The sequence below is a fragment of the Botryobacter ruber genome (assembly GCF_003347595.2).
GTDB classification, from domain to species: Bacteria; Bacteroidota; Bacteroidia; order Cytophagales; family Hymenobacteraceae; genus Pontibacter; species Pontibacter ruber_A.
The window spans coordinates 138,566-157,928 of the sequence record NZ_QCZK02000015.1; the positions used below are offsets into that span (position 1 = coordinate 138,566).

At 49.8% G+C, this 19,363-nt stretch carries 22 protein-coding genes; 9 read left to right on the forward strand and 13 right to left on the reverse strand.

Going from position 1 to position 19,363, the window contains the following annotated elements; genetic code table 11:
* Positions 1-56: 56 nt before the first annotated feature.
* The 7 genes from DCW36_RS03065 to DCW36_RS03090 form a co-directional block, all read right to left on the reverse strand.
* Positions 57-626, reverse strand: coding sequence for a DUF4256 domain-containing protein (locus DCW36_RS03065; protein WP_114779434.1), 570 nt, complete (start codon positions 624-626; stop codon positions 57-59).
* A gap of 75 nt (positions 627-701) precedes the next feature.
* Complete coding sequence (locus tag DCW36_RS22820; RefSeq protein ID WP_240676030.1) at positions 702-1,016, reverse strand: hypothetical protein; 315 nt, start codon at positions 1,014-1,016, stop codon at positions 702-704.
* 60 nt (positions 1,017-1,076) lie between these two features.
* Positions 1,077-1,715, reverse strand: coding sequence for a Fic family protein (locus DCW36_RS22825; protein ID WP_240676031.1), 639 nt, complete (start codon positions 1,713-1,715; stop codon positions 1,077-1,079).
* Between the two features lie 266 nt (positions 1,716-1,981).
* Positions 1,982-2,293, reverse strand: coding sequence for a hypothetical protein (locus DCW36_RS03075; RefSeq protein WP_114779436.1), 312 nt, complete (start codon positions 2,291-2,293; stop codon positions 1,982-1,984).
* A gap of 255 nt (positions 2,294-2,548) precedes the next feature.
* The gene (locus DCW36_RS03080) at positions 2,549-2,971 is read right to left on the reverse strand and encodes an SMI1/KNR4 family protein (protein ID WP_114779438.1); all 423 of its coding nucleotides are present in this window, start codon (positions 2,969-2,971) and stop codon (positions 2,549-2,551) included.
* A 232-nt stretch (positions 2,972-3,203) separates the two neighbouring features.
* Positions 3,204-3,452 carry a hypothetical protein gene (locus DCW36_RS03085; RefSeq protein WP_114779440.1) on the reverse strand — a complete coding sequence of 83 codons (249 nt, stop codon included), beginning with the start codon at positions 3,450-3,452 and terminating at the stop codon, positions 3,204-3,206.
* 82 nt (positions 3,453-3,534) lie between these two features.
* Entirely contained in the window at positions 3,535-3,795 is a 261-nt protein-coding gene (locus tag DCW36_RS03090) for a hypothetical protein (protein WP_114779443.1), read from the reverse strand.
* Positions 3,796-4,126: 331 nt separating this feature from the next.
* Here DCW36_RS03090 and DCW36_RS03095 point away from each other — a divergent pair, with 331 nt between their 5' ends.
* Positions 4,127-5,200 carry an MBL fold metallo-hydrolase gene (locus DCW36_RS03095; RefSeq protein ID WP_240676032.1) on the forward strand — a complete coding sequence of 358 codons (1,074 nt, stop codon included), beginning with the start codon at positions 4,127-4,129 and terminating at the stop codon, positions 5,198-5,200.
* A 106-nt stretch (positions 5,201-5,306) separates the two neighbouring features.
* Here the strand turns inward: DCW36_RS03095 and DCW36_RS03100 are convergent, their stop codons facing one another.
* A complete protein-coding gene (locus DCW36_RS03100) occupies positions 5,307-5,492 on the reverse strand; it encodes a hypothetical protein (RefSeq protein WP_114779445.1) in 186 nt (61 codons plus the stop codon).
* Between the two features lie 247 nt (positions 5,493-5,739).
* Here DCW36_RS03100 and DCW36_RS03105 point away from each other — a divergent pair, with 247 nt between their 5' ends.
* Complete coding sequence (locus DCW36_RS03105) at positions 5,740-6,465, forward strand: Dph6-related ATP pyrophosphatase (RefSeq protein ID WP_114779447.1); 726 nt, start codon at positions 5,740-5,742, stop codon at positions 6,463-6,465.
* Between the two features lie 209 nt (positions 6,466-6,674).
* Here the strand turns inward: DCW36_RS03105 and DCW36_RS03110 are convergent, their stop codons facing one another.
* Positions 6,675-7,580 (reverse strand): DUF4249 domain-containing protein, encoded by a 906-nt coding sequence (locus tag DCW36_RS03110; RefSeq protein WP_164891013.1) that lies wholly within the window; start codon positions 7,578-7,580, stop codon positions 6,675-6,677.
* Between the two features lie 38 nt (positions 7,581-7,618).
* Positions 7,619-9,964 carry a TonB-dependent receptor gene (locus DCW36_RS03115; RefSeq protein ID WP_114779451.1) on the reverse strand — a complete coding sequence of 782 codons (2,346 nt, stop codon included), beginning with the start codon at positions 9,962-9,964 and terminating at the stop codon, positions 7,619-7,621.
* Between the two features lie 384 nt (positions 9,965-10,348).
* On the opposite strand from DCW36_RS03115, the gene DCW36_RS03120 reads away from it, so the two are divergent.
* Entirely contained in the window at positions 10,349-11,539 is a 1,191-nt protein-coding gene (locus DCW36_RS03120) for an aspartate aminotransferase family protein (protein ID WP_114779631.1), read from the forward strand.
* 44 nt (positions 11,540-11,583) lie between these two features.
* On the opposite strand, the gene DCW36_RS03125 is transcribed toward DCW36_RS03120, so the two are convergent.
* Both DCW36_RS03125 and DCW36_RS03130 read right to left on the reverse strand, forming a co-directional pair.
* Positions 11,584-12,294, reverse strand: coding sequence for a DUF4956 domain-containing protein (locus DCW36_RS03125; RefSeq protein WP_164891014.1), 711 nt, complete (start codon positions 12,292-12,294; stop codon positions 11,584-11,586).
* 58 nt (positions 12,295-12,352) lie between these two features.
* Positions 12,353-13,411: an HlyD family secretion protein gene (locus DCW36_RS03130; RefSeq protein WP_114779455.1), complete on the reverse strand. Its 1,059-nt coding sequence runs from the start codon at positions 13,409-13,411 to the stop codon at positions 12,353-12,355.
* A 599-nt stretch (positions 13,412-14,010) separates the two neighbouring features.
* Here DCW36_RS03130 and DCW36_RS03135 point away from each other — a divergent pair.
* Positions 14,011-14,289: a hypothetical protein gene (locus DCW36_RS03135; protein WP_114779457.1), complete on the forward strand. Its 279-nt coding sequence runs from the start codon at positions 14,011-14,013 to the stop codon at positions 14,287-14,289.
* A 13-nt stretch (positions 14,290-14,302) separates the two neighbouring features.
* Here DCW36_RS03135 and DCW36_RS03140 read toward each other — a convergent pair whose 3' ends face one another.
* On the reverse strand, positions 14,303-14,848 hold the full coding sequence (locus DCW36_RS03140; protein ID WP_114779459.1) for a DUF4136 domain-containing protein: 546 nt from the start codon (positions 14,846-14,848) through the stop codon (positions 14,303-14,305).
* 266 nt (positions 14,849-15,114) lie between these two features.
* Here DCW36_RS03140 and DCW36_RS03145 point away from each other — a divergent pair, with 266 nt between their 5' ends.
* From DCW36_RS03145 to DCW36_RS03165, 5 genes are all read left to right on the forward strand, one after another.
* On the forward strand, positions 15,115-15,993 hold the full coding sequence (locus DCW36_RS03145; protein ID WP_114779461.1) for an STAS domain-containing protein: 879 nt from the start codon (positions 15,115-15,117) through the stop codon (positions 15,991-15,993).
* A 4-nt stretch (positions 15,994-15,997) separates the two neighbouring features.
* A complete protein-coding gene (locus DCW36_RS03150) occupies positions 15,998-16,414 on the forward strand; it encodes an STAS domain-containing protein (protein WP_114779463.1) in 417 nt (138 codons plus the stop codon).
* A complete protein-coding gene (locus DCW36_RS03155) occupies positions 16,398-16,811 on the forward strand; it encodes an anti-sigma regulatory factor (RefSeq protein WP_205702866.1) in 414 nt (137 codons plus the stop codon). Before DCW36_RS03150 ends, DCW36_RS03155 begins: the two co-directional genes overlap by 17 nt.
* A complete protein-coding gene (locus DCW36_RS03160; RefSeq protein WP_114779465.1) occupies positions 16,801-17,832 on the forward strand; it encodes an ATP-binding protein in 1,032 nt (343 codons plus the stop codon). The genes DCW36_RS03155 and DCW36_RS03160 overlap by 11 nt, the downstream gene beginning before the upstream one ends.
* Before the next feature lie 145 nt (positions 17,833-17,977).
* Positions 17,978-19,324, forward strand: a complete 1,347-nt coding sequence (locus DCW36_RS03165; RefSeq protein ID WP_240676033.1) for an ATP-binding protein — start codon at positions 17,978-17,980, stop codon at positions 19,322-19,324.
* Positions 19,325-19,363 lie beyond the last annotated feature (39 nt).

The window sequence follows — 19,363 nt, forward strand, 5'->3', positions numbered from 1 at the left end:
AAAATTAGTGAATCTTACGGCAGTAGTTGCAGCAAAATAGGCAGATTGAACAAAATTCAAACCCGCAGTAAACCTCGGAATCCCCTGGCGGCATAGTACGATTGGGCACCATTATGATAGACAAAAACTGTGTCGTAGCGGCGATCGGCAAAAATGGCGCCGCCGAGTTTCCGGATAGCCGCAGGCGTTGTTAACCAGCTCGATGTTTTACAATCGAATTTCCCCAGTTTCTGCAGCTCCCGGTACTGTTCTTCGGTTAACAGCTCAATGCCCATGGCGGCGGCCATATCCATTGCGCTATTTCCCGGTTTGTTTTCTTTCCTGGCTTCCAGCGCTTCGCCGTCGTAGCAAAGGCTTCGGCGGCCTTTCGGACTTTCCGCTGCACAATCATAAAAAATAAATTCGCCTATCTTGTTATCCTGTTCCACCACATCCGGTTCACCGCCGGTCCTTTCCATTTCGTGGAGCGACCACAGTTTTTCGGAATTTGCTTCCAGTTTGGCTTGCACGTCAGCCCACTCCAGGTCTTTGTGGCGGATCATGTTTTTTTCAAAACGGGCTTTTAAGGTGCTGAGTAGTTCCTCGCGTTGTGCTGAAGATAACTGCTTTTTGGTTTCTTTTGTCACAGGGGGTGTTGTTTGTATGGGAAGGTTGATTATTTAACAGTTTGGCTATGGTCAGTTTATGCGCTATAGCGGGTGTTATTCTTTTTGTTTATTCTCCAGTACATCCATTAATCGCTGGTTTAGGTAAAGTTTTTCTTTTCCTACCCTAGTTGCTTTTAAGAAGCCCTCGTTCTCAAGCGCTATCAGGTAATTACCTACTGTTTTTGGTGATCCCATACTTGCCTCAATCAGAAACTGGCGCTTTGTATACGGTAGCCTGAATAGTATCTCTATTAACTCCTTCGAGTATACTTTGGGGAGCTTCTCTCTTATTTCTTCCGAAGTGGCCTCCATAACGGCCATAATCTCCTCCAGCTTTTTGAGTCCGCTGATAGCTGTTTTCTCTATCATGTCCAGCATGTAGAGTATCCAGCCCTCCCAGTCCCCGACTTCTGTGACGGCCCTTAGTTTCTAGTAATAAGACGACTTGTTCCGGATAATATATTCACTTAAGTAAAGCGCTGGCACATCTAACAGTTTCTCCATTTTCAGGTAGAGCAGAAGCAGTATTCTTCCGGTACGTCCGTTGCCGTCTATGAATGGGTGGATGGCTTCGAACTGGTAGTGCATTATGGCCATTTTGATGAGCGGGTCCAAGACACTCTCCTCGTTAATGAAGCGTTCCAGGTTTGCCATCTTCTCACGTATCACTGTTTCTCCTGCCGGTGGCGTATAAATTACGTCACCCTGCGTGTTGGCCAAGGTTGTTCCTGGAGTAGCTCTGATGCCTGACGTGTTCTGCTTAATACACTGCATAATCTCCACACAAAGATTTGTGGTAATGAAAGGACGCTCTTTAAGCTTTTCCAACCCGAACCATAAAGCCTCCTTGTAACTTATTACCTCTTTTGCTGCCGTGGATTCATACTTCTTTTCAGCAACAACTGCCTTATAAAGGTCATCATTCGTGGTGATAATGTTCTCTATTTCAGAACTAGCTTTAGCTTCCTGCAAATGGATTGTATCCAGGAAAAGACTTGGATTAGGCAGGTTCATGATAGCTCCGTTCAGCTGCGCCAGAGCCCTACTTGCTTTAACGGTCTTTCGCATTACATCCTTTGTCTCCAGTTCTTTCTCTGGAGGAAGTAAGGGTAAATCATTGTAGGGTGCTTCTCTATGAAATGGCGCCATATATAACGAGGGTAACAGTTACCTTTATTTTAAATACAAAGGTAAAAATAATGGTTTATTACACTTGTTATCTATTCAAAGGTAAATGCTACTCCTATATGTTCATTTCATATACTGCATGAAGCACAACGGGTTTGGTTTTGCTGTGGGGAAACTAAAGTAAAGCTGTGGTTGGCAAAGATTGTTCATTTTGCCCAATCTATTTCTCCCTCATGTGTCCAATGGTACTTTTGAATAGGATTCAATTCTTTATTATCCACTGCTGTCCATTTCAATAGGTCTAAACTCCAAGAGAAGGGTTGAATTCCAGCATACTCTGTTTTAAAATGGACATCAGCTTCTAACCAATAAAGCTGAGTGAGTAAATTTTCAAATTTTGTTTTCCATTCTTCCCATTCATGCTCGATTGACTTAAAATTTGCTCCAAAGTGAATTAACCGCCCCATGTAATCATAGCTTAGGCTAGACTCTTTGATGTTATGAGTAATGGCAAACATATTCTTTGTTAAGGGAGGCCATTGGTCTACCTGCGGTAAACCATATATTACCTTTCGATTATGCTTATATATTCTAGACCGTGTGGAAGGGTCTAGACCAAATTCAACAATACAGCCATAGAGGCGAGTTGCCATTCCCATATTTTTCTTTTAATCAATACTTGCCAACGGTGATAGTATATACAAATTCCACAGCTGAGCAAGGGTTTTGTATATACCATGTTGTGCGATCGGCATTTTAATTTGATTTGGTTTTTAATAAAGTAAGTCAGAGTTCTTGTTTATAAGTTCTACGGCTTCTTCAAATGTTTCTGCGATTTTTTCAGGAATACCAGGATCAGCAAGATCATAATTTTTGAAGATACCTTTTTCACCTTTCGAAAATCCATAGACATGACTATTTATTAAATAATCACCGAAACCTATAAAATTTGGGTATCTGCCATATTCTTGCTCAATTCTATTCAAAGACCAAAGACATATCATATTTGCATCCCACTCAAATTCTTCAAAACCATTAGCTTTTTTATATAATGCCTTGAAAGAATCTGGAAATACGAAGCCTAAAATTTCTTCAGTTTTAGAAATAGATTCTAATGAAGCACCAGGCTGAACAGGTATTTTATTTTTTAACCATAAATCAATAACAGTATCTGCCCAAATCTCAATATTTTCCAAGTTCTAATATTTGTTTATGGTGACGCACAACAATAGTATAAACGTAATACCACCCAAACATACGGTTATCTGCACTCTATACGATCCAGAACATACGGTTTATTGTCGTTTTTAACAGATAACCGTAATCGGACTAGCGAATATACTATATAGCCATCTTTTCATGCAAAACTTGCCGACAAATACTGTTTGGCTTTTAATAGTACCGAAGCCATCCCTGCCCCACCCTGCTCTACACCTTCACATTTAGCCGTATCGTTTCCAGGTAGGGTTCTAAGGCCTTGGGGGTCGTGAGTGCGCGTACAAGGCCAATGGTTTTCAGGTCGTAGAGGAACCAGAGTTCCACGTAAAAACCGTACAGCCAGTACAGATCTATCTTGCACCAGCCTTTAATGCGGTGGTGCAGGTAACGGCCTTCGTCCAGTACCAGGGCAGCCTGAACGGAAGGTGGCAGGTCATTAAATTCAGTAGCACTCATCATGCCGTTTAGCGTTTTGTTTCACCATGAAAAAAGGCTGCCGAAGCAGCCCTTTTGGTTTTAACGAAGATATCCTGATTTTGATTTAATTCAGGTGCAGCATGTACAGCTCGAAACGGTGTGAAGCAAAACTCCAGTGTGTAGCAGAAGGATGTATCTCCACCCCATCTTCATCCATAATTGTAACAGCAAATCCTTCACCCTGGTTAAGGGGTTCCGTAAAATGCTTTACCGGATACACCTTGCCCTCCTCAATCCACTCTTCAGGATCAAAAGCTGGCCTCGAGGCATCTACGCATTTGGCGTAGACCATCATATAGCTTGGGGGTACGAATAAGTTTACCATACATTTACAACTTTTCTGAAAGATAAATAATTCCTCTAAAACAGGAAATGCTCCGGAACAGCCCTGTTTTTCTTAAAATGGCTTTAAGTTCTGCTCACTGCTGCTACAAGAACAGCAAAACAAACACCAAACCAAAACAAGTGGTACAGCATCATTTCTGAATTCTAAATACCTACATATAATTACAAACTTTTTAACAGATAAAAAAGCGTTCCGGCAAAAATATTTTACAATTGCCCCCGTAACTAAAGAACATTAGTAGCCAGATTACCCCTTTCCCCGTAGTATAAACTCACAACGCAGGCTGATAACCACATAAAAATATACAAGCATGGAAACAACTGACGAAACATTCCAGACCGAAAGCGAACATACCTTTTATGTAGCGCCCGGCATATGGGGTATGAAAACCTTTTTCGTAAACCTGTACTTTGTAAGCGAGCCGGGCGGTTCGTGGGTACTCATTGATACGGGCGTCTACGGTTCGGCAAGCAAAATAAAACAGGCGGCAGAAGAACTGTTTGGCCAGAACACGCAGCCTTCCGCTATTTTGCTCACGCACGGGCACTTCGACCACATTGGCGCGGTAAAAGAACTGGCCTCTGAATGGCAGGCTCCCGTTTATGTGCACCAGATGGAGCTGCCTTATGTAACCGGACAGTCCAGCTACCCGCCACCCGACCCCAGTGTGGGCAGGGGCGTGATGGCCTACATGTCGTTTATGTATCCTAAAAAGCCGATCGACATAACAGGTTTCGTGGAAATTCTCCCGCCCGATGGCAGCGTGCCCGGCTTACCCGGCTGGCGCTGGATACCTACCCCCGGACATTCGCCGGGCCATGTCTCTTTCTTCCGGGAAGATGACCGGGTACTGTTAGCCGGCGATGCTTTCGTGACGCGCCATGGCGAATCGTTACTGGCCATTATTTCGCAGGGCAAGGAGATTCACGGTCCACCGGCTTACTTTACCCCCGACTGGATAAGTGCGCACCAATCGGTGCAGAAACTGGCCTTGCTGCAGCCCGAAGTAGCTGCTACCGGTCATGGGCTGCCGATGTGGGGCGAAGAACTGCGGCGTCAGTTAAACGAACTGTCGGCCAGTTTCTGGCGCGTGGCAGTGCCGGAGCAAGGGCGTTATGTAAACGAACCCGCCATTACAAACGAGCAGGGCATCGTGTCGGTACCGGCTTCAGACGACAAAGCCTTAACTACCACCGCTTTGGTAACGGCAGGCGTGGTGGCGGCTGCCGGTGTAACGCTGATGCTGCTGAAAAAGCGCACCAAAAAGTCGAAAGTAATAGCCAAATGGAACCGGCCTTACTCCCACAACAGGGTAGCAACCGGCACTCCTCCTGCCACTACATTGGAAGAAAACCTGGACGCGTACTCCAACGATTATCCTTAACCAGAAGCGGCCGGAAGTTTTAGCTTCCGGCCGCTTTTGGTTTTATTACGATTCAGAAATTAAGAATGCATCCGCAGATCCGAAAAGACCTCTGCCGATGCTGCTGCTAGTCTTTATGATCTGCTCTTCCGGAGCCGCTCTTTTTGCCGCCGCCATCCTGTTTGTTTACCGTGGCCCAGGCACGCTTCTCTGCTTCTTTGTGGCTCACGCCGCGCTTTTCATAACCTTCTTCTATATGCTGCGCCTTACGCTTCTGCTTGTCGGTGTAAGCCGATTTATCTCCCTGTGGCATAGTTCTTCTTTTAAGTGATACAAAAATTTCAGCTTCCTTTCCGGAAGCACTCTCTTATACGGATACCGCCCGAAAGCGGATAGCAACAGGTGCAGCGGGAATGGTGACGGCAGCAGCAGAAAAAAACACCTGAAAAGCATCCTAAAACCTTACTGCGCCTGCCACCACAGCCGCTGCTCCTGCTTTTAGATGTTCACCTGTTCCGTAATTTATTACCTTTACCGCTCCATCCTATTCCCCTTAGTCTATGAAAAGTGTATTTAACTGGAGCGGTGGCAAAGATTCGTCGCTCTGCCTGTACCATGTCCTGCAGCAACAGAAGTACGAAGTTGCAGCGTTGCTGACAACATTGAGCAGCGCCACCCGGCGCATTAGCATGCATGGGGTGCGGCAGGAACTCCTGGAACAACAGGCCAAAAACATCGGGCTGCCCCTGCAGCAACTCTATTTACCCGAAAACGCCAGCATGTCGGATTATAACAGGTTACTCGATGAGAAGCTGCAAGAACTGAAGCAGCAGGGCGTAACCACGGCCATCTTTGGCGACATCAACCTGCAGGACCTGCGGGAATACCGGGAGCAGCAAATGGCACAGGCAGGAATGGAGGCGGTTTTTCCGCTGTGGGAGCGCCCGACCGACGAGTTGGTGCGGGAATTCCTGGACCTTGGTTTTAAAGCGGTGGTGGTGTGTGTAAACGGAAAGCTCCTCGACCGCTCTTTTGCAGGCCGTTTGCTCGACGAAGCTTTCCTGCACGACCTGCCCCCGAACGTAGACCCTTGCGGCGAAAACGGCGAATTTCACACCTTTGTTTTTGATGGCCCTATTTTCCGGGAGCCGGTACAATATACGTTAGGGGAAGTGGTGCACAAAACCTACGGCGTCCCCGCTGACCCCGACGACAATTGCTTCTCCAAAGACGCCCCCCCCACCTACGACACCAGCTTCTGGTTCTGCGATTTGCTGCCTGCCTGAGTTGCTGCACTTCTATACCTCTTGAATAAAGGTATGTGTCATTGGTAGAATATTTCTGGCGCGGGCGTCCCCGCCCGTGTCTACTATTACGCGGCGTCTGGCCACCGTGGACCACAAGAAATTTAAGTTGTCAGTGCAGCTTGATGAGGATTTTTTCTTTTGCTACTCCTAACATTTTATGAAAGTGTAATACCTACCAATAATGCATTCTACCTCACAGTTATAAAACTATCCACCTCGTTATAGGCGCCAAACACGCCCAGTCCTCCCTTAATGTTGGAATAAACAAAAGTAGGCTCCGCAAAAGGATTCCCCTCTGTTCTGGAAGCAGTTAATACGGAATGGTGGTACTGGTAGTAGTTTTTATCGCAAACAATCAGCAGGGCATGTATCTCATACTCTGTTTCGCCAGGTCTGCCGATGCCATCGTAGGTGTTTGTATTGAACTCAGGCGACTTGAGCAAACTGCCCGAAGTTTTCTGATCCGCAATGTACGTTTTGGTTTCGTCATCACTTAAATAGAAAGGCTGCTTCATGGTCTGGATGTTGCCGTTGAAATCCGGTTGCCGGATAAGAATATAACCCAGTGTGCGGTAGTAGTTTGCCGTATTGGGCGCATCCGTCCATTTATAGCTTAAGCGGTGGTCCAGCGACTGCGGACTCCAGTCGGGCACTGACGAATTATAGTCCAGATCTGTTATGGCAATGCCGCTTGTTATTGGCACTGTGCACGAAGCTTCTGCCTTATAGCCGCCGGGGGTACTGACATTCAGAAAGTAGGTTTTGCCCGCGACCACCGGCAGATTAGCTGCACTTGTTTTGTAAGCATCTGTCTCCAAGTCATAGGCCAGTGAAACCGTTTTTGTCCCATCCGACAGGTTAACGGTTGCGTTTCGCACCTTTAGCTCTTCAGGGGTTTTGATCTTGCCTATTGCTGGCTGCGTCATCTGCAACTGCACTTTTAGCTCGGTGTCCTGCGGCGAGATATAGGAATTCACCACCAGCCTCGGCGACATATCTACATTGGGAAGATTGGAAACATCATCTTCGCAGGCAGGCAAAATGAAAAGTGCCAGCAACCACACCACTAGCTTGTTGAAACGTAAAAGCTTCATAATATTCTGTTTATAAAATGCGTTGTACATGATCAAATTTAAAACTTAAAGCCCCAGCTTACGGACGGGATAATCGGGAACAGCGCCACCTGCTTCAGTTTCCTGTTCACCTGCCCGTCGTTGCCGTACTCATCGGTCATGTAAATGAAAAACGGATTTTTGCGGCTGTAGGCATTGTAGAGGCTGATCTCCCAGGTGCGCTCACCCCAGCGCTTCTGCTTGTGGAACTGGATGCCAATGTCCATGCGGTGGTAAGCGGGCATGCGGTAGGAGTTGCGGTCGCCGTAGTAAGTAACCTGATCATTATAAGTATACTGACCCTCGGTAGCGTTGGGGTTATTCGGGTTGCTGCTATAGTAGCCAATGGGCAGCGAAATGGCATTTCCCGTTCCGTATACCCAGGTGCCGGAGAGGGTGGTTCTGTCGCTGAGCTGGTACACACCCACCACCGATACATCGTGGCGTCGATCGTAGCGGGCATAAAATTTCTGTCCGAAGTTAAGCGAGTCGAACTGCAGCTGTGTCCAGGACAAGGTGTAGCCAACCCAGCCCGAGAAAAGGCCAACCTTCCGCTGCAGCAGCATTTCCACACCGTACGACCAGCCCTGCCCTGACGTAACGTTGTCTTCCCAGCGTACTTTTTCGGCACTTTCCGGATCGTCCACCATCATAAAACTGGCGCCTTCTTTATACCCGATGATGTTGTCGGATTTTTTGTAATACCCTTCCAGCGTGAGCGCCAGGTCCTGCTCCAGGAAATCTTTGGCAAGCCCTACTGCCACCTGCTGCGATGCCTGCGGCGCCACCAGGTCGGTGGTAGGAACCCAGAGGTCGGTAGGCAGGCCGATGCCAGTGTTGCTGAGCAGGTGCACGTACTGGTTCATGCGGGCATATGATGCCTTCACGGCCAGGTCGGGTTTGATGTTATAGGCAGCAGCCAGGCGCGGCTCAGGCATAAAGTAGTTCTTGTTGCCGGTGGCAAAATGGCTCAGCCGTAGGCCGGCATTCAGGCGCAGGTCAGGCCGCGGCCGCCAGGTATCTTCCACATAAACGGCGCTTTGTACTCCGTCCACATTATCCACATCCCTATCAGTCCTGTTTATCTCCGAATCTTTTACCACGATGGCACTTGGGTTGAAGCGGTGGAACGTGGACTGGAAGCCCGCCTTGATAGCGTGCTGCGGGTTGGGCAGGAAATCAACATCATACTTGATCGCCAGGTCCTGGATGCCCGAAAAATAATTCAGCCTGAAATGGTCACCATCCTCGTACTCTTCCTCCAGGTTAATGTTAAAGCGGTAGCGGCTGAAGATGAGGGAAGTGTTGGCAAACAGCCTGTCGTTGAAGAGGTGGTTCCAGCGCAGCGTACCTGTGGCATTGCCCCAGTCGATGCCGCCCCTGGTTTTGTTCCGGTCAAACTTTTCGACGTAGTAGAAACGGTCCTGCCCGAAATAGCCGCTCAGGTAGAGCTTGTTTTTCTGTCCGAAATCGTAGTTGAGTTTGGTGTTGAGGTCGTAGAAGTAGTAGCCGCCCCTGCCGTCCATGTCCATAAAAGGCTGCATCAGCACATCAACATAAGTGCGGCGACCGCTTACCAGGAACGAAGATTTGCCTTTGCTGAGCGGCCCCTCCAGCATCAGCCGCGACGATATCAGGCCAATGCCGCCTTCGCCGTGAAATTCTTCTTTGTTGCCGTCCTTCATGTTCAGGTCGATCACCGACGAGAGCCTGCCGCCGTAACGGGCCGGGAAGCCGCCTTTGGTCAGTTCCACACTCTTGAGGGCATCGCCGTTAAAGAGCGAGAAAAAGCCAAACAGGTGCGAGGAATTGTACACGGTGGCATCGTCGAGGATGATCAGGTTCTGGTCGGGGCTGCCGCCGCGCACATAGATGCCGCTGTTGCCTTCGCTGCCTTTCTGTACGCCGGGCATCAGTTGCAGCACCTTCATCACATCCTTTTCGCCCAGCAGCGTCGGAATGTTCTTGATCTGAGCAACAGGCACATCAATGGTACTCATCAGCGCCGACTCGCTTACCCGCTCCTGCCGGTGCCCGATTACCTCCACTTCCTGCAGGGCCGCATCTGGCAGCAGGTCGATGTTAAGCTCCACCGGGCGACTGAGCGAAAGCCGCCTGGTTTCCGGACGGTAGCCCAGGTACGAAAACACCAGCGTAACCGAATCGGAAGCCGGCAAGGTTAGCGAGTAAAAGCCGTAGGTATTGGTAGTGGTGCTGATGCTGGTGCCGGGGCAGTAGACCACCACGCCAATCAGTGTTTCGCTGCTGCCTTTCTCGCGCACGTAGCCACTGATGGTGTGCTTTTCCTGGGCATGCAGCAGCCCTGTGCTGCCAAGCAGCAGTAAGAGGGTAAAAATAATTCGCATAGCTGGGGATTTGGATATAAAGTAAAAACGATTTTTATGCATTATCTGCACACATACACAACAGTAGCAATATATATGCCACGTTAATATTTAAGCCCGGTCATTCCGCCCCTCCACCCGCAACAGACAGCATAAAACAGTGAACATCAGTTAACTGTGGACAGACAAACTGATTCAAAGGGCGAAAGATACCGACAATTTTCATCATTCAACTAAATTTTCTCCCTACTCCCCAAATAACCGGATAAACAAGCGCGCGGAACCGACGAGCAACAGCAGTGGCTATGGTGGCAGCAGCAGAAACCATTTACGACATCAACCAACAATTTAACAATGCAACAATCCAACAATTTAACAATGCAAAACCCCTACCTTTGCACCATGATTTCACAGAGGCAATTGTTCCTGCAGCACGTCGCGCAGACGTCAGACTTCCCGCTGATGATAGAGGTTGAAAAAGCGGAAGGAGTGTACATGTACGGCACCGAAGGCCAGCGCTACCTTGATCTGATTTCGGGCATCGGCGTCAGCAACGTGGGGCACCGGCACCCGAAAGTAATCGCGGCCATTCAGAAGCAGCTCGACAAGTACCTGCACCTGATGGTGTATGGTGAGTTTGTGCAGGCGCCGCAGGTGCAACTGGCGCATGCGCTGAGCGAAACGCTGCCCGAGCGGCTCAACAACACCTACCTGCTCAACTCAGGCACCGAAGCCGTTGAAGGCGCCTTGAAACTTGCCAAACGCTACACAGGCCGCACCGAACTGATTTCCTGCTACAACGCCTACCACGGCTCCACCCAGGGCGCCCTCTCCCTGAACGGCAGCGAAAGCATTAAAAATGCCTTCCGCCCGCTGCTCCCCGACGTGCGCCACATCCGGTACAACAACTTCAGCGACCTGCAGCACATTACCTCCCGCACAGCCGCTGTGCTGATCGAAACCGTGCAGGGCGAGGCGGGGGTGCGCGTGCCAGCGCCGGGCTACCTGCAGCAACTCCGCGAATGCTGCACCCAGACCGGCACCCTGCTCATCCTGGACGAAATTCAGTGCGGCTTCGGGCGTACGGGTACGTTCTGGTGCTTCGAGCAGTTTGGCATTGAGCCCGATATACTGGTGTGTGCCAAGGGAATGGGCGGCGGCATGCCCATTGGCGCCTTTATTGCGCCGCAGGAAATCATGGCATCCATTAAAACCGACCCGATCCTGGGCCACTGCACTACCTTCGGAGGTCACCCGGTGAGCTGTGCCGCCTCGCTGGCCACGGTGCAGGTCATACAGGAAGAGCGCCTGACGGACGGGGTACAGCAGAAAGCAGCGCTGTTCAGGGAATTGCTTGTGCACCCGCGCATCAAGGAAATACGGAATTGCGGTTTGATGATGGCGGCGGAGTTTGAATCGTTTGAGGTACTGAAGGCGGTAATTGACCGGGCTATTCTGAACGGTGTGCTCACCGACTGGTTCCTGTTCTGCGACAACTCCATGCGCATTGCGCCCCCCTTAACCATTACCGAAAGCCAGATCAGGGAAGCCTGCGAAGTGATTTTACGATCGATTGACGAGGCAGTAACCAGCTAATAACGTTACTGCAGCTGCCACCACAGCCGCTGCTCCTCAGGCACTTACTTCTTCACCCTCAGGGCGGGTTGTTTAATTACTTTTCCGTTGGCATCGAGGGCTTTGGCGGTTACGTTGCAGTTCGATACCAGCTGGTTGAGCTGCTGCACCAGTTCCGCGCTGCTTTTCCCTTTCTTCAGCTGCACCTCATACACCGACTCCGACAGCAGTTCCTCCACATCCGCCACCCGCTCATACGACTTCAGGTCAGACAACGAGCAGTACGTGGAAAGCAGCGTGCCCAGGTTTACCTCGTTCTCCTGGCTCGTGCCATACCGGATCTGCAACAGGTGGCTTCTTCCGGCTTCGCCCGGGTTGAATTTGATCACCACAAACACCACCAGGCCGATTACAAACGTGGCCAGTATCGCCGTAAAATCCAGGTTGACGCCGGCAGCCATCCCTACGGCTAAGGCAAAAAAGATAAAGATGATATCCTGCGTATCCCGCAGCGCCGTCCTGAACCGGATAATCGACATGGCGCCAACCAGGCCAAATGCACGCGCGATGTTGTTGCCGATCAGCAGAATAACAACAGAGGTAATGATTGGCAGAATGATCAGGGAATTGACGAAGGTAACAGAATAGCCGCCTTTGTGCGAAAGCCTGTACACAAACGAGATGATCAGGCCGCAGACAAATGCCGTGAGCAGGTTACCCAGCAGACCTGAAAAAGTAAGCGGAAACAGTTCGACATACTGAAAATCGAATAACATGTTGTTAGACGCAGCTTGTTGTGTTGGTGCATTTGGAAACATAAGTCACAACGTTTAGTTACTTCATGGAATGCCGGAGCACTCGTACAATATACTCTGCCAGGTTCACGCGGTCGCATTCCACCTGGCACCTCAGGAACATGCCCGTGGAAATGTCTTCCGCTTTGTTGGGCAGGATCGCCTTGGCAAACACCAGTTGCTCCCCTCCCATGTATTCTACTTTGTCGCTTAAATCAATCAGCGTCCCGGTCATGGGTGCAGCACCTAAAGGGTACTCCACCGATATTTTTGCCAGCGAGGTAATGTAATTCCTGTCCGCAAGCCTTACCGGGAACTGCAGGATATACGCCGATGTGTCTTCCACGGTCAGCACTTCGTCGGGGGTAACATTGAAGTTGATTTTGCCGGACACCCCGGCCAGTAAGGTCAGGCTGCTTTTCTTTTTCAGCAGTGTGTGAAGTTCTTTTTTTGCTGTTTCGATACGGGCTTCGGTGTATTTGATCTGTTCCGGTTTCACGCCTGTCCGGGCGGTTTCCAGGGTTTTGTGTGCAATTTTCACTTGTGTGTTTGCCAGGTCGAAAGCGGTTTTGACCTGGTTGAATTCTGCCGGGGCAATTACTTTCTCCTGGTAGAGCAGCAGGGCCCTGTTGTAGTTCTCGGTTTCAAAGGCCAGTTGCTGCTGGGCGTAGGTCAGCTGTTCTTTGGCAAGCGCTATTTCCGATGCTTTCATGCCGGTCGCATCCACCTTCAGGTAAGCCTTCAGCTCCTCCAGCTGGCTCCGGACCACGGCTATTCTTTCGTCTATTACGGCAGAGCGCAGAATGGCTACGGTATCGCCTTTGCTGATGTGCACACCGGCAGCCTTTTTGGGGATCAGCTCCATTTCTGCCACGTCGCCGTTGTCGAGTTTATAACTTTTTACATCGTTGATGATACCATTCCTGTAGTTGTACAAGGTACTTACCAGGCTTCCATCGGTATCCTTCACGATCACCCATTTACCGGACGGATAGATTTTGGCCGTTACCTCGATGGTATAAGGGATATCGTCAATCTTCCAGGCCAGCGGCATCAGGACGATAAATCCGATAAAAGAAAAAAGTACCTTTAACTTCATCCGCACATGCATTAACATTTAAACCGCTCCCTCCTCACACCCAACAACAATGAACTTAAGTAATAAAAACTTTCACTTAACTTATGTTATTAACGAAGTCATGAGTTAAAAGTTAAAAAAATAACGAAATAATTAAGATATGGTAATATTAAAGTAACACCTGCTTCTTGTTAACATTGCAGTAATAATATATTTAACTGAATTTCTGAAAATTGAAGCCAAAAGACAGGTAGCTGAGGAGTAGCAGAATTTGGATAAAATTAAGCCCTGCGCCACGCGAGCCTGGCGCAGGCGTGAAGCAGGGCAGCTTTTTATTTACCGTAATTCATTCTTTTTCACCTGGATAAAGCAAAACAGCGAACGATGGAGAGGCGTGTTCTTCTGTTTCGCTGAGCCCGGGCGTGTTTGCAGCGGCACCTGCAGCACCTACCCAAACGCAGGAGCAGTGGCTTTGGAGGCAGCAGCAGAAACATTTAACAGAGTTCAGACAGCCTTCTTTTTGCTGACGCCGTATCAGTAGTTGGCAAAAGGCATACTACGGTGCACCAGTCCGCCGGCAGGAAGCCACGGGACTGCAGCAACAGCAAAAAGAAACCACTATGGAGCAGAATTCAAACGACGGGTTCAGGTACAGGAAAATGGCGGCTGTGCTGCTCGTTGCAGGCTTTGTGATACTCTTTTTTGTGGTAACACCCCTGCCGGACAACACACCGCTGAAAACGGCGGGCATGGCTGCCGCTTTCCTGCTTTTCCCGGCTTCCATTTATTTTAATTTTAAGGCCAGGCCCCAGGCACTACAGACGCTCCCGTTACACCAAAGCATTGCCATACTGGTTGCTTTTCTGGCAATAGCTGCCGGCATTACTTTTTTCAGCTGACACAGCAACAGCCTTACTGCGGCATTTTTTCCAGAAGCTCCCGCACGCCTTCGTTTATGCGCTTTTGCAGCTTCTTCTTATCATCCGGCACCACAGCCTCTGCTTCTCCCTGCCAAAGCATCTCGCCCCGCTCCGGGTCTACCAGGTGAATGGAAATAGTGCCTTCTTTGTAGCGATCAACTACTACTTCTTCGCTCCGCCACGAGTAGCGCTGCTGCCCCATGTACCGTGGCCGGTCCGTCATAAAATCGGTTTCGCGGGTTTGCACCTCCTCTACCACCACAATGCCCAGGTTAATCCGTAAATCCGGGTTTGTAGCAGTATGCCGCAGCCCCCGGCTCTCCAGCTGGTTTATCAGCGCGCTTTTCAGGTAATCAAACGTTGGGGAGTAGTTGATAATGGTGGCATCTCCGGCCGTTTCCGTTTCATAAAAACTGAACGAGGTGTAGTTGCCCAGCCTGAAGCCGGGAGCGGCATCGGTATGTACTACCCTGACGGGTGAGCAGGCTATAACCACCAGCACCAGCAGCCACACATACTTTTTTCTAAACTTTCTCATTTTCTTTTTCTTAGCTACCAGGATACAAAAATCATAGTTGGCCTTCAGAAGAACTACTTGTAAGCCTATACGTTAGCAACACGCCTTGGATAAACAACGGGCAGCTGTCACCAGCCTCCGCTTGCCTTGCTTTGCAGGCAACCGGCAGACTTCACACATTAATTACAGTCCGGAATTTGGCAAGAACTATTTAGTGCCTATCTTTAGATTTGAATATAAAATGCAAAAATAGCATCAGGATAGAAAACAACTTAACCAGACAAACCATGAACATCCAGCAAACTGCACAGATTCTGCTCCGGAAGAAAAATACCATACTAGAGAACTGGATGAAGAACCAGTTGGCTGATGCCTCGCTCCGGGACGACCTGTTATCGAACGAGGACTTACGCAGGCAATCGGAGGAGCTCCTGAACTCGTTGCTGCAAGCGGTGTCGCATGGTAATTTTGATAACATTTACAGCAGCGAATTTGAGCCGGTAAACGACATATTGGGCGATATCTCCATTACGCGGGCCCGCCAGGGGTTTTCGCCCCGGGAGATCAGCCAGTACGTGTTAAGCTTAAAACAGGCCCTGACCGATGTGCTGGAGGAAGAGCGCCGCAACGAGCCGGAGCTGCTGTACCGGGAGGTTGTTCTGTTGAATAAACTGGTAGACTCCCTGAGCATTATTACATTCGAAACCTACCTGAAAGGCCGCGAAGAAGTAATTCTGCGCCAGAGCGACGAGATCAGCGAAATATCCACACCCGTTATCCGCGTTTGGGACGGCATACTGGCCTTGCCGATCATTGGCACCCTCGACAGCTCCCGCACCCAGGTCGTGATGGAAAGCCTGCTGCAGGAAATCGTAAACACGGGCAGCAGCATCGCCATCCTGGACATCTCCGGTGTACCTGCCGTCGACTCGCTGGTGGCACAGCACCTGATCAAAACGGTAAGCGCCACCCGCCTGATGGGTGCCGAATGTATCATCAGCGGCATCCGGGCCGAAATCGCACAAACCATCGTGCACCTGGGCATCGATCTTTCCAACATCCGCACCAAAGCAACCTTAGCCAGTGCCCTGCAACTTGCGTTCGGCATGCTGAGCCTGGAAGTAAGAAAATCAAATCAGGTAAGTACAACAAAGTTATTCAAGTAAGCTTATGGACAGGATTCCGATTCTAAAGATGGGGCCCTTCCTGTTAGTAACCATACAGGTTGATTTATACGACAGGCTTGCCCTGAACCTGGAGAGCGACCTCATTTCGATGGTGAGCAAAACAGGCGCCCGAGGCGTATTGATAGACATTTCAGCAGTAAACATCGTGGACTCTTTTATGGGCCGCATCCTGGGCAATATTGCCTCGATGTCGCGCATTATGGATGCCGAAACAGTTGTTGTAGGCATGCAGCCCGCTGTTGCGATTACACTGGTAGAACTGGGCCTGACCTTACAGGGGGTGTACACTGCCCTGAATGTAGAAAAAGGAATGGAGCTTCTTTATAAAAAAGTAGATTTACTCTCCGAACAGGATGATACGATAGAAGAAGACCAGGACCCGCATGATATCACTGACTAAAGACACCATGCAGATTGTGCGGGAGCAGGATGTAGTACCGTTCCGGAACCGGGTACGCGAACTTGCAACCAAAATAGGCATGAGCCTGGTAAACCAGACCAAACTCATTACAGCAGCCAGCGAACTGGTGCGTAACATGCTCAAGTATGCAGATGGTGGTAAAGTTGTTTTAGAAGTTGTCAGCAAAAACGGGCAGGCCGGTATCCGGCTGATGTTTGTGGACGAAGGTGCCGGTATCGAAAACATTCCGCAGGCCATGCAGGACGGTTTTTCAACGGGCCGAAGCCTGGGCCTGGGATTACCGGGCGCCAAACGCCTGGTAAACGAATTCGATATCAAAAGCAAAGTAAACGAGGGTACCACAGTCACGATCATACACTGGAAGAATGGACGGTAAACAGCACCAGCGTTTTCTGCTAACAGATAAGAGCTTTGCCAACATCATAAAACGGGATATTACCCGCCTTGCCGAAAGCGAAGGTTTTTCGCCTGCAGATGTCGGCAAGATCAACATCATTGTTTCGGAAATGGTTTCTAATCTGCTGAAACATACCCCCCAGGGCGGCGAACTGCTGGTAAAACCAATCGAAAATCATGGCCTGGAAATTATCTGCCTCGACAGCGGCCCCGGCATGAGCGATCCTGTCCGGATGCTGCAGGACGGCACTTCTTCGGTAGGAACAGCGGGCGAAGGACTGGGAGCCATTAAAAGACAATCCAACGAGTTTGACCTGTTTAGCTGCCCGGGCTGCGGCACCGTCATACTTTCCAGGGTGTATAAGGCACAGAAGGAGGCTTCGCCGGCCAGGAGCCGTTTCCAGGTGTCCAGCCTGATGGTACCAAAGCCCAACGAGCAGATTTGCGGCGATGGCTTCGGATTAGTGGAAAAAGGAAATGACTGCTACCTGATTGTGCTCGACGGCCTGGGCCACGGCGTAAACGCACATGATGCAAGCCGGCAGGCGGTTGAACTTTTTGAAAAAAGATTTTACAATGATCCTGTTCTGAGCCTGCGCCAGATACACGAAGCCATCCGCCGGACACGTGGAGCCGTGGGTACTATCGTGCACTTAAGCGCCTCCCGGAAAAAAGCCGTTTACTGCGGCGTCGGGAATATTGCGGGCAGAATTTTCATGCTGGACGGGGCTTTTATTTCCAACTCATCCAGCCGCACGGTCATTTCCTATAATGGTATCCTGGGGCACAACATACCGGCTACCTTCAGTGCGCAGCAGGCAGACTGGAACAACGCCAGCTTACTTATTCTACATTCCGACGGCATAAAGTCGAGGTGGGATTTGAGCAGGTACCCTAACCTGCACCGCCACGACACCTCGGTTATAGCCGCTATACTGTACCGGGATTTCAGCCGCCAGACAGACGACATACTGGTAGTAGTGGCCCGTACCGTTGCCTGAGCAGTTCTTCCTGCTTTTTAACGACAGCCGACGGGTTTGCTTTAGGCTATTTTACAACAAGCCTTGAACTTTGTCTCATCCGGATGCCTTATCAAGGTAACGGTCCTGTAAAAAAGAAGCACGGATCAAAAATTTTGTCTGCCCCATGATGTACAGAAGCATACTGAAAATTAATATCAGCAACGAGCTGGATGTAGTACTTGCCTATAAACGGGCAAAGCAACTTTCGGACCGGCTGAACATAGCTATTGCCAGCCAGACAAAATTTTCGACTGCCGTGTCGGAGATATGCCGTAACGTGGTGGAACATGTTGGCAACGGACAGATACATTTCGGGGTAGCAACCGATGCAAACATACCCTATCTCGAAGCCATCATTTCTGACCGTGGCCGGGGCATCGGCAACCTTGATGCGCTACTCCAGCGCAAGCCCGGCAACTCTGTTAAAGGTTCCGGCATTATCAATTCCCGCAAGCTCGTAGATTATTTTGATATAGAAAGTGATTACGAAAAAGGTACCAGGGTAACACTGCGCCAGCGGTTGCCACACAATGCCCCCATCCTTTCCAAAGCCATTGCCGAAGCCTGGATACAGGATTTTGACCAGGAAATTATCTCGCCCTACGCCGAAATAAAACGCCAGAACATGCAGCTGCTGGAGCTGCTGGAGCACTTGCGCGAGCGAAACGAGGTAACGCAGCTACAGCTGCAGGAAATCAGGAACCTGAATGGCAGGCTGCAGCAGTCGAACCAGGATATAAAGGAGCTGCTGGAGGAGCGCGAAAGACAGAACATCCTGCTGCAGAAAATCAACGACGACCTGAATGCCTTTGCCCACACCGTGTCGCACGACCTGCGGGCGCCGCTGCAGAACATCAATGGCCTTTCCAGTGCGCTCGAAGATTGTGTGAACGCCAACAAGCTCGCCGAAGCAAAAGAGCTTTTCCCGATGCTGAACAACCAGGCCGCCCGCATGGATAACTTTATCACCAGTATCCTGGCCTACTCGCTGGCAGACCGGAAGCACATCCAGAAAGAAAATGTACCTGTATACCAGCTGGTGCAGGAGGTGCTTGAACTGCTCGGAATAGCAAACTCATTAGTGGTGAAGGCCTCCCCGGAGCTGCCCGTGCTCGAAACAGAAAAAATTCTGCTACACCAGGTGTTCAGCAACCTGCTCAGCAATGCCATCAAATACCACGATATGCAGGTAGAGCCGGTAGTGGAAATCTGCTGTAGCCGGCAGGGCCGTGAGCTGCAGTTCTCTGTTGTGGATAACGGTCCGGGTATTGAGTCGGTATATCACCAGCAGATTTTTGAAATTTACAACACTATCGGAAAAAACGAAGGAAACAGTACCGGAATCGGCCTTTCTATTGTGAAGAAGATCGTAAACGGCAAAGGCGGCGACATTTGGGTAGAGTCGGCGGGGAGAGGATCGCGGTTTGTGTTTACCTGGCCGGCTGAGGAGCTGGTGCTGCGGCAGCCTTAAGCAGTTACTACCAGATCTCCTTCAGCCCAACCATTATTC

Coding starts and splice junctions, on each gene's coding strand:
- DCW36_RS03100 (WP_114779445.1), bottom strand. CDS start 5,492: ATGCCACAGGGAGATAAATCGGCTTACACCGACAAGCAGAAGCGTAAG.
- DCW36_RS03165 (WP_240676033.1), top strand. CDS start 17,978: ATGATGTACAGAAGCATACTGAAAATTAATATCAGCAACGAGCTGGAT.
- DCW36_RS22820 (WP_240676030.1), bottom strand. CDS start 1,016: ATGATAGAGAAAACAGCTATCAGCGGACTCAAAAAGCTGGAGGAGATT.
- DCW36_RS03090 (WP_114779443.1), bottom strand. CDS start 3,795: ATGGTAAACTTATTCGTACCCCCAAGCTATATGATGGTCTACGCCAAA.
- DCW36_RS03130 (WP_114779455.1), bottom strand. CDS start 13,411: ATGAAGTTAAAGGTACTTTTTTCTTTTATCGGATTTATCGTCCTGATG.
- DCW36_RS03110 (WP_164891013.1), bottom strand. CDS start 7,580: ATGAAGCTTTTACGTTTCAACAAGCTAGTGGTGTGGTTGCTGGCACTT.
- DCW36_RS03160 (WP_114779465.1), top strand. CDS start 16,801: ATGGACGGTAAACAGCACCAGCGTTTTCTGCTAACAGATAAGAGCTTT.
- DCW36_RS03095 (WP_240676032.1), top strand. CDS start 4,127: ATGGAAACAACTGACGAAACATTCCAGACCGAAAGCGAACATACCTTT.
- DCW36_RS03115 (WP_114779451.1), bottom strand. CDS start 9,964: ATGCGAATTATTTTTACCCTCTTACTGCTGCTTGGCAGCACAGGGCTG.
- DCW36_RS03140 (WP_114779459.1), bottom strand. CDS start 14,848: ATGAGAAAGTTTAGAAAAAAGTATGTGTGGCTGCTGGTGCTGGTGGTT.
- DCW36_RS03155 (WP_205702866.1), top strand. CDS start 16,398: ATGATATCACTGACTAAAGACACCATGCAGATTGTGCGGGAGCAGGAT.
- DCW36_RS03075 (WP_114779436.1), bottom strand. CDS start 2,293: ATGTTTGCCATTACTCATAACATCAAAGAGTCTAGCCTAAGCTATGAT.
- DCW36_RS22825 (WP_240676031.1), bottom strand. CDS start 1,715: ATGCGAAAGACCGTTAAAGCAAGTAGGGCTCTGGCGCAGCTGAACGGA.
- DCW36_RS03145 (WP_114779461.1), top strand. CDS start 15,115: ATGAACATCCAGCAAACTGCACAGATTCTGCTCCGGAAGAAAAATACC.
- DCW36_RS03125 (WP_164891014.1), bottom strand. CDS start 12,294: ATGTTATTCGATTTTCAGTATGTCGAACTGTTTCCGCTTACTTTTTCA.
- DCW36_RS03135 (WP_114779457.1), top strand. CDS start 14,011: ATGGAGCAGAATTCAAACGACGGGTTCAGGTACAGGAAAATGGCGGCT.
- DCW36_RS03105 (WP_114779447.1), top strand. CDS start 5,740: ATGAAAAGTGTATTTAACTGGAGCGGTGGCAAAGATTCGTCGCTCTGC.
- DCW36_RS03150 (WP_114779463.1), top strand. CDS start 15,998: ATGGACAGGATTCCGATTCTAAAGATGGGGCCCTTCCTGTTAGTAACC.
- DCW36_RS03085 (WP_114779440.1), bottom strand. CDS start 3,452: ATGATGAGTGCTACTGAATTTAATGACCTGCCACCTTCCGTTCAGGCT.